The sequence below is a fragment of the Tabrizicola caldifontis genome (assembly GCF_004762095.1).
Lineage (GTDB): Bacteria > Pseudomonadota > Alphaproteobacteria > Rhodobacterales > Rhodobacteraceae > Tabrizicola > Tabrizicola caldifontis.
Genome location: NZ_SIJH01000004.1, coordinates 1 through 14557 on the forward strand (window position 1 = coordinate 1; position 14557 = coordinate 14557).

The following is a 14557-nucleotide window of genomic DNA, read 5'->3' on the forward strand; positions in this document are numbered from 1 at the left end:
GGCGATGCGGGCGGCCCAGCCCTCCGAGCCATCGGGAACAGCCAGCATGACAGCCATACCCGCATCGCCTGCGCCCAAGCAGCTTCCCACCGACATGGGCGCATTGAAAAGAGGTAAGGCGGCATGAACACCAAGCTGCATGCCGTCACCGACGCCGAAGGTCGTCCGATCCGCTTCTTCATGACCGCAGGCCAGGTCAGCGACTACACAGGTGCGGCGGCGCTGCTGGGTAGTTTGCCAAAGGCAGAATGGCTGTTGGCCGACCGGGGCTATGACGCCGACTGGTTCAGAGATGCGTTGAAAGACAAGGGGATAAAGCCCTGCATCCCGGGCAGGAAGTCGCGCGGCAAACCCATCAATCACGACAAGCGACGCTACAAACGACGCAACCGGATCGAGATCATGTTCGGTCGGCTGAAAGACTGGCGCAGGGTTGCCACCCGCTATGACCGCTGCCCAAAGGTCTTCCTCTCAGCCGTCGCACTCGCCGCAACCGTCATGTTCTGGCTATGAATGGAGAACGAGTCCTGACCCTAGGACGTCATGCAGTTGCCATGTATACTGGGACGCTTAACTAGATCCGCCCCAGCGTCTGGATGAAGCGCGAGAACAGTTCTCCCTGCGAACTGATGCGCAATTTCGCATAGATGTTGCGGCGGTGAATCCGGACCGTGCCCGGCGAAATGCCCAGGATCCGGCCGACCGCTTCGGCCGAGTGGCCCTTCAGCGTGTGCTCGACTATTTCCCGCTCGCGCGCGGTCAAGACACCGTCGCCGAAACTCTGGAACGACCTTTCGATCTCGGTCCGCATGGCAGGGCCATCCGCTCCCTGCGACACAGCACCGAACCGCGCAGGCAGATCGGCCCAATGGCGCCGGATCGAGGCCTCGACGACCGGGCGCACGTCTTCCAGTGCCTTCATCTCGCGCAAGGTAAATGGCCTTTCATCGCGCATCAGCGACAGCACGACCATGGCCCCCCCGGGTATATCGATGAAATAGCCGATCTCCTCAGCCAGCCCCGTCTGGATGTAGTAGTTGCGGAAATATTCGCCCTGATAGAAGCGGTCGGGCGCCAGATCGCGCATCCGGTACAAGCCCGCCTCTACAGGCCGCGTCGCGGCAAGGTAGAAGGGGTCCAGCAGATAGGGACCTTCCTGATAGTCGGTCACGAACACCTGTCGCTTGGTGGCCGGAAAATCGTCATACAGATCAAGCGGCCGGTCCTGCCCCCGGTAGCCGAAGACCACCGTATAGGTATAGGGCGCCATGGCCTGCAATAGGCCGGTAAGAGCGGGGGCGAAGCGGTCCCCGCCGATCGCCGCGATCATTGCGCCGGTTCGTGACAGCAGACTCGCCCTATCCATTTCGCGCCCCCTCAGCATTCCGATATGCCATTTGTGGTATATACATCCTTCGGCATCGTTTCTACGCTGAACCACATCTAAAGGCATATACTCGGCGTGATGGAAAGCAAACTGAAACCTGCCTCGGAGGAGAGGGACGCCCCGATCGCCGAGCTTCGCGATGCAAGCAAGCACTACGGCGCCGTCGTCGCGGCCGAGGGCCTGAACCTGGCGATCCGCCGGGGCGAGTTCCTGTCGTTCCTGGGCCCGTCGGGCTGCGGCAAGACGACGGCGCTGCGGATGCTGGCGGGGTTCGAAAGCCCGACCTCGGGTGACATCCTGCTGGACGGGCAGCGCGTCAATGACGTGCCGCCGCACCAGCGGCCGGTGAACATGGTCTTTCAGCACTATGCGCTGTTCCCGCATCTGACCGTGGCGCAGAACATCGCCTATGGCTTGCGCCAGCGCCGCCCCCGCCCGCCCGAGGACGAAATCTCCCGCGCCGTCGAACGGGCGCTGGAAACGGTGCGCCTGCCCGGCTTCGGACCGCGCCGCATATGGGAAATGTCGGGCGGCCAGCAGCAGCGCGTGGCGCTGGCCCGCGCCATTGTCAACCAGCCCAAGCTTCTGCTGCTGGACGAACCGATGGCCGCGCTGGACAAGAAGCTGCGCCGCGACATGCAGATCGAGCTTCAGACCCTGCAGCGCCAGCTTGGCATTACCTTCATCCTTGTCACCCACGACCAGGAGGAGGCACTCTCGATGTCCGACCGGATCTGCATCATGCGCAGCGGGCGGATCGTGCAGGTGGGCAGCCCGCGCGAATTGTACGACCGGCCCGCCAGCCGCTATGTGGCGGATTTCGTGGGAAAGTCCAACTTCTTTCCCGGCACCGTCACGGCAGTCTCTGCCGGCCGGACGGAACTTGCCGCTGCGGGGGGACACGTGATCGCGGGACTTGCCCCGGTCGGGATTGCCGCAGGCCAGCGTGCCAGCGCGAGCCTGCGGCCCGAGCAGATTGCCCTTACCCGCAAACCCGCCGGCCACGCCCTTCCGGTCACGGTGGTCAACCGCATCTTCCTGGGCGAACATACCGAGTATCTCGTCCGAAATGGCGATCTGGGCGAATTCCTCGTGCTCGTGTCACGCCAGGCAGAAGCCAGCGAAGGCGGGTTCGAACCGGGCGATCAGGCCTTTGCATCATGGTCCGAAGGGGCGGCGCTGATCCTCGAGGATGACTGAAGGACAACAGGAACCAACTGGGAGAATGACGATGACAGACCGGAATGACTTCATCTCGCGCGAGAAATTCATGGCCGAGCTCTATCGCTACAAGAAGGGCTCGGTCACGCGGCGGCACTTCCTGGGCGTGACCGGTCTGGGGGTGGCGACCAGCGTGCTGGGTGCCGCGATGCCGGGCCTGCGCTCGGCCGCCCGGGCCCAGGGCTCGATCGGCGACCGCGTGGTGGTAGCCAGCTGGCCCAACTATCACGATCCTGCCAATTTCGAGGCCTTCACCGCCGAAACCGGCGCGGCTGTCGATCTGAACGTCTTCGGCTCGAACGAGGAGATGCTGGCCAAGCTTCAGGCTGGCGGTTCGGGCTGGGATGTGTTCGTGCCCACCAACTACACGATCTCGACCTATGTCGAGGAAGACCTGATCGAACCCCTCGACCTGTCCAAGCTGCCGAATTACGACCCCGCCAGCTTTGACGCCCGCTTTGCGGAAGCAGGCACCGTGAACGGCGTGGTCTATGCCGTGCCGCGCAACTGGGGCACCACCGGATTCGTGGTCAACACCAGCATGCTGGGCGACCTGCCCAAGCCGACGACCTGGAAGGAATTCTGGGACATGACAAAGGCCGAATTCTCGGGCCGGACGATGGTGCATGACTATCAGCTGACCACCATCGGCAATGCGCTGAAATATTTCGGCTATTCCTTCAACTCGATCGATCCGAAGGAGCTGGCCGATGCCGAAAGGCTGCTCCTTGAGGTCAAGCCCCACCTCTTCGGCATCAACTCGGACTATCAGCCCTCGATGAGGTCGGGCGATGCCTGGATGTCGATCGCCTGGACAGGCGACGGGTTGCAGCTGCACCGCGACATGCCGGAGATCGACTATGTGCTTGGGAAGGAAGGCGGCGAACTGTGGTCCGACTTCTTCGCCATTCCGAAGGGTGCCCCGCACCGCGATGCGGCCTATGCGCTGATCAATTACCTGCTCACGCCCGAGGTGAACGCGAAAGAGGTGATGTTCCACGGCTATCCGGTGGCGGATGCCCGCGTGAACGCCATCCTGCCGCCCGAGATGCTGAACGACCCGATCATGTATCCGGCGCAGGAACTGCTGGACGCGCTGGAATTCGGCGCGGCCGTCACGCTGACAGACCCCAACCGCGCCGAGCTGATGGCGCGCTTCAAGTCCGCGTAAGACCATGCAGCGGCAGGCCCTTCGCACATGGCTTTTCCTTGCCCCCGCCGGGGCATGGTTCCTGTGCATGCTGGTCCTGCCGCTGATCGTCGTATTTGTCTATTCCTTCGGCGAACGGGGGGCGGCGGGCGGTTATGCGCCCGCCTTCACCTTCGACAATTTCCTGAACCTCGGCAGCCGCTGGGCCGCCTTCAAGAACACGCTCATCCTGGCGCCCCTCGGCACGCTGATCTGCCTGCTGATCGCCTATCCCCTGGCCTATTTCCTTGCGCTGAAGACCTCGCCGCGGTGGAGGACGGTCCTGCTGATCCTGGTGATCGTGCCGTTCTGGACCTCGATTCTGATCCGCAGCTATGCCTGGATCTATCTTCTGGGTGGCCAGGGCATCCCGGCGCTTCTGAACGCCCTCGGGCTTGGCAATCCCCGGCTGATCAACACGCCCTTCGCGGTGCTGGTGGGGATCGTCTACGGCTACCTGCCGCTGATGGTCTTTCCGATCTACGTCGCCCTGGAACGCCTGGACAAACGCCTGCTGGAGGCCTCGTCCGACCTTGGCAGCCCACCGTGGCGCAGCTTTCTGCAGGTCACTCTGCCACTGTCCATGCCTGGCGTGGCCACTGGCTGCATGCTGGTCTTCATCCTGCTGATGGGTGAATTCCTGATCCCGGCGATGCTGGGCGGGGGCAAGGTGTTCTTCATCGGCAATGCGCTGGTGGACCTGTTCCTGCAGTCGCGCAACTGGCCCTTCGGGTCTGCTGTCGCCGTGGCGCTTGTGCTTGTGATGCTGATCACGGTTCTTGCCTACATGCGTTTCACTCGCCGCTGGGCCGGCGGGCGCGACGACGTGTCCTTGATGTAGGGGCCTGCGGTATGAGACTTTACGCCCTTGCCGTCTATCTGTTCCTCTACATCCCGATCGGGGTGATCGCACTGTTCAGCTTCAATGCCGGACGCCACGCGGCACAGTTCCAGGGCTTTTCGACCCAGTGGTACGGCAAGGCGCTGTCCAACCCCTTCGTGATGGACGCGCTGCAGACCAGCCTGACCGTGGCCCTTGCTTCGGCGCTGCTGGCAACCCTCTTCGGAACCATGGCAGCCCTAGCCCTGCAATCGGTCAGGGGGCGGGTGCGCATGGCCTTTGACGCGCTGATCTACATCGCGGTCATGGTGCCGGGGATCGTGATCGGCATCGCCACGCTGATTGCGTTGGTCACGCTTTTCGGCTGGCTGAACCCTCTGATCGAGGCGCTGTGGCCCTTGGCCGGGAAGGCACCGCAGCTGTCGCTGGGCTATGGCTCGCTGATCGCGGCGCACGGGCTGTTCACCATGGCGCTGGTCATCATCATCGTGCGGGCCCGGATGGCCGGCATGGACCGCAGCCTGATCGAGGCTTCGGCCGACCTTGGCGCTACGCCGTGGGGCACCTTCCGCCAGGTGACACTGCCGCAGATCTTCCCCGGCATCCTTGCGGGGTTCCTTCTTGCCTTCACCTTCAGCTTCGATGACTTCATCATCGCTTTCTTCGTGGCCGGGTCGCAGACCACGCTGCCGGTCTATGTCTTTTCCTCGATCCGCCGCGGCGTCACGCCGGAAATCAACGCGATCGGCACGATGGTGCTTGCCGTCTCGCTGGTCATGCTGATCGCAGCGCAGGCCATCCTGCAACGCGGACGCAAGGCGGCATGATGCCAGGGAGTTCCCGGATGCTTCTTCAGGATCGCGTGGCCTTCGTGACTGGGGGCGGTTCCGGCATCGGCCGGGCCGGGGCCCTTGCCATGGCCGCCGAGGGTGCGCTTGTCATTGTGACCGACCGAGACGGCGACCGGGCGCGCGTCGTCGCCGAAGAGATCGCGCAAAGCGGCGGCCGGGCCGAGGCGCTGGCGCTGGATGTCAACGACGACGACATGCTTTCGGCAGAGATTGCTGGCACGGCAGCCCGGCACGGGCGGCTGGACATCCTGCATTCGCATGCCGGCATCCAGATTCCGGGACGGCTGGAAGAGGTGACGCCCGAGCAGATGGATGCCTCCTGGCGGCTGAACGTGCGATCACATTTCGTGGCGGCACGGGCGGCCATGCCGGTGATGAAGGCGCAGGGCAAGGGCTCTATCATCATCACGTCGTCGAACTCGGGCGTGCAGTATGACCGCGGGATGATCGCCTATGCGACGACAAAGCATGCTGTGATTGCCATGACGCGGCAGATGGCGGTGGACTACGCACGCCACAATGTTCGCTGCAATGCGCTGTGTCCCGGCTTCGTTGACACCCCGTTCAACGACGGTTTCGAACGCCAGATGGGCGGCCGCCGCGCGCTGGAGGATTACGTCGCCCAAGCCATCCCGATGGGTCGCTGGGGCACGCCGGAAGAAATCGCCCACGGGATCGTCTTTCTTGCCTCGGACCAGTCGGCCTTCATGACCGGCCATGCCCTGGTCATCGACGGCGCGGAATGCCTTTAGGCGGACGGAAGGGCATAAGATGGACGCCAGGCGCGGTCTCAACCAGACCCGACAGACAGACGAAAGGCCCCGACTTCGGGGCCTTGTCATTCCTGTGCCGGCTGTTTGGGCTATTCGGCCGCTTCTTTAGGCGGCTCGCCGTCCGACTTGCTTTCGGACTTGCCTTCCGACTTGGGCTTGCGCGGTCCCCGCGGGCGGCGGTTCTGGCTGCGCTCCTCGCGCGTTTCGGCAACAGCGGACTCGGCCCGCGCCTCGGCCACGGGCTCGGCAGGTTCGGCACGGGGGCGCGGTGCAGACTCGGGCGTTTCGATCAGGCTGCTGCCTTCGTCGCTGCCAAGGTCGATCACATCCACCACGCGCGGCTGGTCTGCACCGCCGGAATCGCGATCATCGCGAAACTCGCGGGCAAAATCCTGACGCCTTTCGCAGCGATCGCCCCGATCACGACCGTCGCCCTGACGGTCGGCGCGGAAGCCGTGCCCCCCGTTCTGGCCGCCATGCTGCCCGCCGTTGCTTTGGGCCTGCTGCTGGCGCGCCTCTTGCTCGGCCGCCATCTCGCGCATCGCCTCGGCCAGCATGCGCGTGTAATGTTCGGCATGCTGCAGGAAATTCTCGGCCGAAACCCGGTCGTTCGACAGCTGCGCATCGCGGGCGAGCATCTGGTATTTTTCGATGATCTGCTGCGGCGTGCCGCGCACCTTGCCCTCAGGACCCGAGGAATCGAAGACGCGGTTGACAATGTTGCCGAGGCTGCGCGGGCGGTTCTGGTTGGAACGCGAGCGTTTCTTGGAAGAGCGCATCTTGTCCTTTTGATGGCTTTGGCCCGCGACCGCTGCCCGCCACGGGCAGCCTGAATGAAGTCAGCAAGGCCGGCATTGGGCTGGGGCAGGTTCGACCCCGCCCGAAGCTTGGGTCCAGTAATCACAGGCCACGGCGGCTGACAAGCGATAAATTCAACCGCCTTGCGAATTCGGCGGCGCTCAGGCAGCGATGCAACGGTTGCCAACGGGCTTTTCTGCCGCCACCACGCGGTCGCGTCCGTCGAGGTCAGTCAGGATTCGCACATCCGTAAGCCCAGCCTCGCGGAACAGTGCGGCCACCGCCTGCCCCTGTGTCGGCCCGATCTCGACCAGAATACGCCCGCCCGCCATGAGTCTTGCCACCGCGCCGCCTGCGATGGTGCGGTAGGCATCCAGTCCATCGCCACCGGGGGTCAGCGCGAGATGCGGCTCCCAGTCGCGCACCTCGGGGGAAAGCCCCTCCATCTCGGCCTGGGCGACGTAGGGCGGGTTGGCCACGATCAGGTCGAAGACCCCATCAACGGCGGAAAACCAGTCCGACCGCAGGAACCGCGCCCGGTCGGACAGGCCAAGGTTGCGTGAATTTTCCATCGCAACCGCAAGCGCAGCCTCGGAAACATCGACACCCAATCCCTGGGCATCGGGGGTTTCGCTGAGGCAAGACAGAAGGATGCAGCCGGTCCCGGTGCCAAGGTCGAGAATTCTGCGAAAGGGGCGGGACAACGCCTCGGCGACCAGCACCTCGGTCTCGGGGCGGGGGTCCAGAGTGTCACGGGTGACGCGGAACGGCAGGCCCCAGAACAGCCTGCGCCCGGTGATCTGCGCAACCGGCTGGCGAGCGATGCGCGCAAGCAGTGCCTCCTCGTATGCCCGCGCTTGCGGCGCGGTCATCTCGTCGGGCAGGTGCAGGGTCAGGCGGTCGGGCGACACGGCCAGCGCATGGGCCAGCAACAACCGTGCATCGCGGCCCGCGTCCTCTACCCCCGCTGCGGCCAGCCGGGGCACGGCCGAGCGCAACGCCTCGGCCGCTGTCACGCCTCCATCTCCGCCAACCGTTCGGCCTGATCATGGGCCACCAGCGCGTCAATCACCTCGCCCAGATCCCCGCCCATGATCTGCGGCAGGGCATAAAGCGTCAGGTTGATCCTGTGGTCGGTCATCCGGCCTTGCGGGAAGTTGTAGGTGCGGATCCGCTCGCTGCGGTCGCCGGTTCCCACCTGGCTTTTCCGGTCGGCCGAGCGTTCGGCATGCAGCCGTTCCCGTTCCGCTTCGTAAAGCCGCGACCGCAACACCTGCATGGCGATCTCGCGGTTCCGGTGCTGCGATTTCTCGGACGAGGTCACCACAATTCCGGTGGGAATGTGGGTGATTCTGACAGCCGAATCGGTGGTGTTGACGTGCTGACCGCCCGCGCCGCTGGACCGCATGGTGTCGATGCGGATGTCCGAGGCCGGAATGTCGATATCCACCTCTTCGGCCTCGGGCAGCACCGCCACGGTGGCGGCCGAGGTATGGATACGCCCGCCCGCCTCGGTTTCCGGCACCCGCTGCACCCGGTGGACGCCGCTTTCATATTTCAGCCGGGCATAGACCCCGTCGCCCGAGACCAGCGCGACCAGTTCCTTCAACCCACCCAGATCGGATGTCTGTTGCTCCAGCACCTCCCAGCGCCAGCCCATGCGTTCGGCATAGCGCTGATACATCCGCGCAAGGTCGGCCGCGAACAGCGCCGCCTCCTCGCCCCCGGTGCCCGGGCGGATTTCCAGGATAGCGGGGCGGGCATCGGCGGCATCCTTCGGCAGAAGCGCCAGCCGCAGCGCCTGCTCCATCTCGGGCAGGCGCGACCGGAGGCGCGGAAGTTCCTCTTCCGCAAGGGCCTTCATCTCCGGGTCGGCAAGCATCGCTTCGGCCTCAGCCAGATCGGCCAGCGCCTGGCGATAGGCCCGAATCTGTTCGACCACGGGCTTCAGCTCGGTGTATTCACGGCTGATCCGGGCGATCTCGGCCGGGGCGGCGCCTGCGTTCAGTTGCGCCTCGAGAAACTCGAAACGCTCGACGATCTGGGCAAGTTTGTCCAAGGGAACCATGGGCGCGGTTTGGCGCGGAAGCGGGGGGCGGTCAAGGGGGCAGACCTGCGGGGTTGCACGCCAGACGTCCGGTTCTGCCCGAACCACTTGACCGCCCGACAGGATGTTCGCTCTGGAAATCAGATCAAAGGCGCGACAGCCATTCACGCAACCGCGCCGCATTAACCCCCAGGTCGCTCTTTCCAAAGCGCGAGCGGGCTAACAGGGTTACTTCGGTGCTACCCTCCTGCGGGGTCGCCGCCTGCGCTGTGGTGTAGTCGGGAAAGCCCCAAAGTGCAGAGCGGGTGATCCACGTGATCCGCCCTTGTTCCGGGCTACCGGCAAGCCGGGTGGTGCGCGGCGTGGCCAGCGCTATTGCGTCCAGGCGCGCCAGAACCTCGGGCGCTGATCCCGGCATCTCGACTCGCACGACGGCCGTGTTCTGCGTCGTGGCAATCTGCGGCGCCTGACCTGGGCGCGTGACCGGCAGCCCCCCGGCGGGCAAGGCCATCGACGGGTCGATGTGCCAGACTGAGGGGTCCGACGGGGCAAGACGGACGTAGGCCCCCCCAGCGACCAGCGTCGCCAGGACCAGCCACGGAACCGCCATGCCCCACCCTTTCATCTTTGCGTCCGTGCCCAGTGATAAAGGCAGATCAGCTCGTAGGCCACATGCGCCCCCGCGATGGCAGTCGCCCCGGTCGTGTCATAGGGTGGCGAAACCTCGACCACATCGCCACCGACCAGGTTGATCCCGGCAAGGTCGCGCAGCATCGCCGCCGCCTGCCAGCTGTGCAGACCGCCCCAGACCGGCGTGCCCGTGCCCGGTGCAACCGAGGGGTCAAGGCAGTCGATGTCGAAGGTCAGATAGACCGGCCTTTCGTCCACGATGTCCCGTGCCAGCGCAACGGCATGGGCCACACCCTTTTCGTGCACCTCGCGCGCGTCGATGACGTGCAGGCCCAAGTAATCTTCGGTCGTGGTGCGGATGCCGATCTGCACCGACCGTTTGGGATCGACCAGCCCGGTCTTGACCGCCTTGTACAGCATCGTCCCGTGGTCGATCCGGGTGAGGTCATCGTCGGGCCACAGGTCTGAATGGGCGTCGAAGTGAATCACGCCAAGGGGGCCGAACCTTTCGGCATAGGCCTTCAGGATCGGATAGGTGATGTAGTGGTCGCCCCCCAGCGTGACCGTGCCCGCCCCTGCCTTCAGGATGGTGCGGATGTGGTCAGTCAGTCGGTCAGGGAAATCGGCGACCTTTGCATAGTCGAAGGCCAGATCGCCGTAGTCGATGATGTTCATCTCTTCCAGCGGGTTCGTCGGCCAGCCATAGGGCGGATCGTAGGGTTGCAGCGACGATGCCTCGCGGATCGCCCGGGGGCCAAAGCGGGTGCCGGCGCGATGTGTCACCGCCTGGTCGAAGGGCACGCCGGTGATCGCCAGATCGACCCCGGTCAGGTCCTTCGTGTATGTCCGGCGCAGGAAGGATGTCGCGCCGCCGAAGGCGTTTTCAAAGGCATAACCCCGCTGCGTGGGGCGGGTGAACGCAGTATCGACCTGCGTCTTGGCGTCTTCAAGGGCCATGATGGTCTCGGGTCTTGCAGCGCAGTCGTTCAGCGGAGACGCGCGGATCCGGGAAGGGCAGGAAACCTCTGCCCCGCCCGGTTGTCAAGCCTTTGATCAAATCACCCCAGCCGGAAGCCCTCGCGCACCAGTTCGTCCGTCACCTGGCGGATGGCACGTTCCAGTGTCTCGGCCACGAAGTCGATCTGGGCCTCGGTGATAACCAGGGGCGGCGACATCACGTTCAGATGCCCCATCGGGCGGACCAGAAGGCCCATCGCCTCGGCCGCGTTCGAGATGCGCTTGGATTCGTTCGCGGCCTCCGGCAGCACCACCTTGGTCGCCTTGTCGGCCACGCTTTCCACGCAGAGCATGAGCCTCCGCCCGCGCACGTCGCCGATCAGCGGCAGGTCGGCCAGGGGCGCCATGCGGTCCTCGAAATAGCGGCCGACCTTGTCCGCCTGCGCCAGAAGGCCCTCGCGCTCCATGATCTCGATGTTCTTCAGCCCTGCGGCGCAGGCGACCGGATGGCCGGAATAGGTGAAGCCGGCGGTGAACCAGCGGCTGCCGTCCTGCGCCATGGCGTCCCACATCCGGTCGCTGACGATCAGCGCGCCCAAGGGCACATAGCCCGAAGTCAGCCCCTTGGCGGTGCAGATCATGTCGGGCTGCACGCCGAACATCTCCCAGGACGAGAACCAGTGGCCAAGGCGGCCGAAAGACGTCACCACCTCGTCGGCGATGAACAGGATGTCATGGCGCCGGCAGATTTCCCACATCCGCTTCAGATAGCCGTCAGGCGGCACGATCACCCCACCGCTCGCCTGAATGGGCTCGGCGATGAAGCCGCCGATCCGGTCCGCCCCGACCCGGTCGATCAGCGCCTCGAACTCGGCCACCAGAGCGTCGCAGAACTCCGCCTCTGTCATGCCCTCGGGGCGACGATAGGGGTTCGGGACCGACAGGTGATGGATCCCGTCCTCCTTGTAGCGGAACTGCGGCACCCGGTCGCCCGGCCGCTTGCCGACCGACTGCGCCAGGTAGGTTGATCCGTGATAGCTGTAGTCCCGCGCGACGATGTCGGTCTTGCCGGGTCGGCCCATGCAGGTCTGGTAATAGGCCACCGCCCGCACCGCCGTATCCACCGCGGTCGAGCCGCCGGTAGTGAACATCACCCGGTTCAGGTCGCCCGGCGCCAGTTCCGCCAGCTTCGCGGCCAAGAGCGCCGAAGGGTCGTTCGTCACATCGACGAAGGTGTTGGTGAAGGCCAGCCGCTCGGCCTGCTCGGCGATGGCCTGCGCCATCTCCTTCCGCCCCAGCCCGATGTTGGTGCACCACAGCCCCCCCACCGCGTCCAGATAGCGCCGCCCTTCGGCGTCCCACAGGTAACAGCCCTCGCCCCGCGTCAGAACCAGCGAACCCTCCTTTTCGAATGGGCCGAAATTCGTCCAGGGATGCAGCACATGCGCCCGGTCCATCTCCCACAGATCGGTCGGCGAAGGCGAGTTCATGGCTAGGACGGTCATGGTTCACTCCCGGCTGTTACACGTTTGAATAATAGCACTTTGATCAAAATCGGGCCAGTCCCAAGCGGGCCCCAAAGGTTGCGGTGAGCCAAGATATGGTGTCCAAAGGTTGATGTGGCCCCATTAGGACCATGCAGCCACTGTCGCCTTGGGCCGATCGCCGATTCGGGCAAGTTCTCCTGGCCGCCTCCATGCGGCTATGCCGCGCCCTGCGCCTGGTATAGTCGGATCAGCACAGCTTCTGCCGCCCTCGCGATACGCTGAAGCCGTGGCCTTCCGCATTGGTGCAGGCCATTCCTGTCCGGGCCGAGACGCAGGAGATGCCGCCTAAAGATACCGCCTCCCCGTAGCCAAGCACCGGATTGTGCCGGTCGATCACCGTGTCACCATGGCATGTCAGGCCGGCCGCGCCCCTTGCCCCGACATGGAAGAAATCCCCCACCTCAGATCGCAGCCCGCCGGGCGCTTGCGGTGGGATGGCGTCAGTTCCATCAGGTCACAGCGCGCCTCGGCCCCGCCGACCCAGGCGTGGATTGCGCAATGGATGTTGCCGGTGGGGGACCGGAAGCCGACATGTTCCTCGGCCACAGCCGGGCCGGCGACAAGCACAAGACAGGCAAGGGATTTCATGTGAAACTGCATTTGTGAAATGCACCGCAAGCCTACTGCTGCCACCCGCATCCCGCCAGCCTGCACGTCCCATGCCAAGTATCGTCGCAGCCGCTGTCAGCTACTTTGCCGCGGTCTTCGCCGTGGCTTTCGTCCTCGGCGCGCTGCGTGTCACGCTGGTTGCCCCCCAGACCGGGCCGCTTCTTGCCGTGGCGCTGGAAGTGCCACTGGTCCTAGCCCTGTCATGGCTGGTCGCCGGACGTGTGCTGAGGCGCTGGCCGATGGCGCTGCGTGAGCGGCTGGCCCTGGGCGGGCTGGCCTTCGTCCTGCTGATGCTGGCCGAACTTTCCCTGGCCCTCGCCTTCGGCCAGACGCCCGCCAGGTTCCTGTCCGACCTCGCCACCCCGCCCGGCGCGCTTGGCCTGGCCGGTCAGATCGGCTTTGGCCTGATCCCGGCGCTGCACCGTCAGCGCAGGGGCTGAGCCCGCTCCACCAGACGGGCAAAGAAACTCGCTCCGACCGGCGCCACCTCGTCGTTGAAGTCATAGGCAGGATGGTGCAGCCCCGCCCCGGGCCCGGTGCCCAGGAACAGATAGGCCCCCGGCCGCGCCTCCAGCATGTAGCTGAAATCCTCCGACCCCATCTCGCGGTTGGCCCGCGCATCCACGGCATCGGGTCCGGCAACCTCTCGCGCCACCTCGGCGGCGAATTCGGTCTGGTCCTCGTGGTTGATCGTCGCCGGATAGCCCCAGTCGTAGTCGATCCGCGCCTTGACGCCGTAGGCCGCCGCGTGGCCCTCTACGATCTCGTGGAAGCGCTTCTTCAAGAGCGCTCGCACATCCGGCTTGAAGCAGCGGATCGTGGCGCAGAACATCGCCTCTTCCGGGATGATGTTCGATGCCGTCCCGGTGTGGATCTGCGTGACCGAGATCACCGCCTCGTCCAGGGCATGCACATTGCGTGGAATGATCGTCTGCACCGCCTGCACCATGCCGACGACCGCCACCACCGGATCGACGCATTCATGCGGCGTGGCGCCATGCCCGCCCTTGCCTGTGATGTAGACGAAGGCCGTGTCCACGCTGGCCATCAAGGGCCCGGGCGTGGTGGTGAAATGCCCGAAGGGCACGTTGGGCGCATTGTGGATGCCATAGACCTGCGTGATGCCGAACCGATCCATCACCCCTTCCTGCACCATCACCTGGCCTCCGCCGCCGTCTTCTTCGGCCGGCTGGAAGATCAGCGCAACGGTGCCCGCGAAATTCCGCGTCTCGGCCAGATACTTCGCCGCGCCCAGCAGCATCGTCACATGTCCGTCGTGGCCGCAGGCATGCATCTTGCCCGGCACGGTGCTGGCATGTTCCGCCCCGGTCATCTCCTGGATCGGCAGCGCATCCATGTCGGCGCGCAGGCCGATCACCGGGCCGTCCGCCCGCCCCCTGATCAGCGCAACGATCCCGGTCTTGGCAATGCCCTGATGGATCTCGTCCACCCCCATCTCGCGCAGACGCTCCACGATGAAGGCCGCCGTCTCGTGGCAATCGAACGCAAGTTCCGGATGCCTGTGCAGATGGCGCCGCCACGCTTTCATGTCGTCGGCATAAGAGGCGATGCGGTTCAGGACGGGCATTGATAACTCCTTCGATGTTCCGTTTGATCAAATCGCAAAACCGCTTGGCCCGCAATCGGCGAAACGCCGGCACCTCTGTCCTGCAGGCATAAGCGCCGCATCCACCCTGCCTTGCGACA

General features: G+C 65.0%; 16 protein-coding genes and 1 pseudogene. 7 read left to right on the forward strand and 10 right to left on the reverse strand.

Annotated features, from left to right (window positions below; translation table 11 throughout):
• Positions 1-117: 117 nt before the first annotated feature.
• A pseudogene (locus tag EYB42_RS03990) lies at positions 118-513 on the forward strand (IS5 family transposase); the annotation flags it as partial.
• 61 nt (positions 514-574) lie between these two features.
• On the opposite strand, the gene EYB42_RS03995 reads toward EYB42_RS03990, so the two are convergent.
• Positions 575-1366, reverse strand: coding sequence for a helix-turn-helix transcriptional regulator (locus tag EYB42_RS03995; RefSeq protein WP_135448478.1), 792 nt, complete (start codon positions 1364-1366; stop codon positions 575-577).
• A gap of 99 nt (positions 1367-1465) precedes the next feature.
• Here EYB42_RS03995 and EYB42_RS04000 point away from each other — a divergent pair, with 99 nt between their 5' ends.
• The 5 genes from EYB42_RS04000 to EYB42_RS04020 are packed head-to-tail and all read left to right on the forward strand — an operon-like array spanning position 1466 to position 6241.
• Complete coding sequence (locus EYB42_RS04000) at positions 1466-2587, forward strand: ABC transporter ATP-binding protein (protein ID WP_135448480.1); 1122 nt, start codon at positions 1466-1468, stop codon at positions 2585-2587.
• Between the two features lie 31 nt (positions 2588-2618).
• A complete protein-coding gene (locus EYB42_RS04005) occupies positions 2619-3779 on the forward strand; it encodes an ABC transporter substrate-binding protein (RefSeq protein WP_135448482.1) in 1161 nt (386 codons plus the stop codon).
• Positions 3780-3783: 4 nt separating this feature from the next.
• Complete coding sequence (locus EYB42_RS04010) at positions 3784-4638, forward strand: ABC transporter permease (protein WP_135448484.1); 855 nt, start codon at positions 3784-3786, stop codon at positions 4636-4638.
• 11 nt (positions 4639-4649) lie between these two features.
• Complete coding sequence (locus EYB42_RS04015) at positions 4650-5465, forward strand: ABC transporter permease (protein ID WP_135448486.1); 816 nt, start codon at positions 4650-4652, stop codon at positions 5463-5465.
• Positions 5466-5482: 17 nt separating this feature from the next.
• Positions 5483-6241 carry an SDR family NAD(P)-dependent oxidoreductase gene (locus tag EYB42_RS04020; RefSeq protein WP_135448488.1) on the forward strand — a complete coding sequence of 253 codons (759 nt, stop codon included), beginning with the start codon at positions 5483-5485 and terminating at the stop codon, positions 6239-6241.
• Positions 6242-6351: 110 nt separating this feature from the next.
• On the opposite strand, the gene EYB42_RS04025 is transcribed toward EYB42_RS04020, so the two are convergent.
• From EYB42_RS04025 to EYB42_RS04055, 8 genes are all read right to left on the reverse strand, one after another.
• Positions 6352-7041 (reverse strand): DUF4167 domain-containing protein, encoded by a 690-nt coding sequence (locus EYB42_RS04025; protein ID WP_135448490.1) that lies wholly within the window; start codon positions 7039-7041, stop codon positions 6352-6354.
• Between the two features lie 180 nt (positions 7042-7221).
• Entirely contained in the window at positions 7222-8076 is an 855-nt protein-coding gene (gene prmC / locus EYB42_RS04030) for a peptide chain release factor N(5)-glutamine methyltransferase (protein ID WP_135448492.1), read from the reverse strand.
• On the reverse strand, positions 8073-9128 hold the full coding sequence (gene prfA / locus EYB42_RS04035; RefSeq protein ID WP_135448494.1) for a peptide chain release factor 1: 1056 nt from the start codon (positions 9126-9128) through the stop codon (positions 8073-8075). The genes prmC and prfA overlap by 4 nt, the downstream gene beginning before the upstream one ends.
• Positions 9129-9252: 124 nt before the next feature.
• Complete coding sequence (locus EYB42_RS04040) at positions 9253-9732, reverse strand: DUF1499 domain-containing protein (protein ID WP_240783956.1); 480 nt, start codon at positions 9730-9732, stop codon at positions 9253-9255.
• Positions 9729-10694: an agmatinase gene (gene speB / locus EYB42_RS04045; protein ID WP_135448496.1), complete on the reverse strand. Its 966-nt coding sequence runs from the start codon at positions 10692-10694 to the stop codon at positions 9729-9731. Before speB ends, EYB42_RS04040 begins: the two co-directional genes overlap by 4 nt.
• 101 nt (positions 10695-10795) lie before the next feature.
• Positions 10796-12199, reverse strand: coding sequence for an aminotransferase (locus EYB42_RS04050; RefSeq protein ID WP_240783957.1), 1404 nt, complete (start codon positions 12197-12199; stop codon positions 10796-10798).
• Positions 12200-12428: 229 nt separating this feature from the next.
• A complete protein-coding gene (locus EYB42_RS17805) occupies positions 12429-12641 on the reverse strand; it encodes a DUF6636 domain-containing protein (protein WP_394346483.1) in 213 nt (70 codons plus the stop codon).
• Positions 12596-12829 (reverse strand): hypothetical protein, encoded by a 234-nt coding sequence (locus tag EYB42_RS04055; RefSeq protein WP_135448498.1) that lies wholly within the window; start codon positions 12827-12829, stop codon positions 12596-12598. Before EYB42_RS04055 ends, EYB42_RS17805 begins: the two co-directional genes overlap by 46 nt.
• 71 nt (positions 12830-12900) lie before the next feature.
• On the opposite strand from EYB42_RS04055, the gene EYB42_RS04060 reads away from it, so the two are divergent.
• A complete protein-coding gene (locus EYB42_RS04060) occupies positions 12901-13290 on the forward strand; it encodes a hypothetical protein (protein ID WP_135448500.1) in 390 nt (129 codons plus the stop codon).
• Here the strand turns inward: EYB42_RS04060 and EYB42_RS04065 are convergent.
• Entirely contained in the window at positions 13275-14438 is a 1164-nt protein-coding gene (locus EYB42_RS04065; RefSeq protein WP_135448502.1) for a M20 aminoacylase family protein, read from the reverse strand. The two genes, EYB42_RS04060 and EYB42_RS04065, sit on opposite strands and share 16 nt — an antisense overlap.
• Between the last annotated feature and the right edge of the window lie 119 nt (positions 14439-14557).

What these genes read in the sequence shown, in the direction of transcription:
- EYB42_RS03995 (WP_135448478.1), bottom strand. Translation starts at nt 1,366, where the DNA reads ATGGATAGGGCGAGTCTGCTGTCACGAACCGGCGCAATGATCGCGGCG.
- EYB42_RS04000 (WP_135448480.1), top strand. Translation starts at nt 1,466, where the DNA reads ATGGAAAGCAAACTGAAACCTGCCTCGGAGGAGAGGGACGCCCCGATC.
- EYB42_RS04005 (WP_135448482.1), top strand. Translation starts at nt 2,619, where the DNA reads ATGACAGACCGGAATGACTTCATCTCGCGCGAGAAATTCATGGCCGAG.
- EYB42_RS04010 (WP_135448484.1), top strand. Translation starts at nt 3,784, where the DNA reads ATGCAGCGGCAGGCCCTTCGCACATGGCTTTTCCTTGCCCCCGCCGGG.
- EYB42_RS04015 (WP_135448486.1), top strand. Translation starts at nt 4,650, where the DNA reads ATGAGACTTTACGCCCTTGCCGTCTATCTGTTCCTCTACATCCCGATC.
- EYB42_RS04020 (WP_135448488.1), top strand. Translation starts at nt 5,483, where the DNA reads ATGCTTCTTCAGGATCGCGTGGCCTTCGTGACTGGGGGCGGTTCCGGC.
- EYB42_RS04025 (WP_135448490.1), bottom strand. Translation starts at nt 7,041, where the DNA reads ATGCGCTCTTCCAAGAAACGCTCGCGTTCCAACCAGAACCGCCCGCGC.
- prfA (WP_135448494.1), bottom strand. Translation starts at nt 9,128, where the DNA reads ATGGTTCCCTTGGACAAACTTGCCCAGATCGTCGAGCGTTTCGAGTTT.
- EYB42_RS04040 (WP_240783956.1), bottom strand. Translation starts at nt 9,732, where the DNA reads ATGAAAGGGTGGGGCATGGCGGTTCCGTGGCTGGTCCTGGCGACGCTG.
- speB (WP_135448496.1), bottom strand. Translation starts at nt 10,694, where the DNA reads ATGGCCCTTGAAGACGCCAAGACGCAGGTCGATACTGCGTTCACCCGC.
- EYB42_RS04050 (WP_240783957.1), bottom strand. Translation starts at nt 12,199, where the DNA reads ATGACCGTCCTAGCCATGAACTCGCCTTCGCCGACCGATCTGTGGGAG.
- EYB42_RS04055 (WP_135448498.1), bottom strand. Translation starts at nt 12,829, where the DNA reads ATGAAATCCCTTGCCTGTCTTGTGCTTGTCGCCGGCCCGGCTGTGGCC.
- EYB42_RS04060 (WP_135448500.1), top strand. Translation starts at nt 12,901, where the DNA reads ATGCCAAGTATCGTCGCAGCCGCTGTCAGCTACTTTGCCGCGGTCTTC.
- EYB42_RS04065 (WP_135448502.1), bottom strand. Translation starts at nt 14,438, where the DNA reads ATGCCCGTCCTGAACCGCATCGCCTCTTATGCCGACGACATGAAAGCG.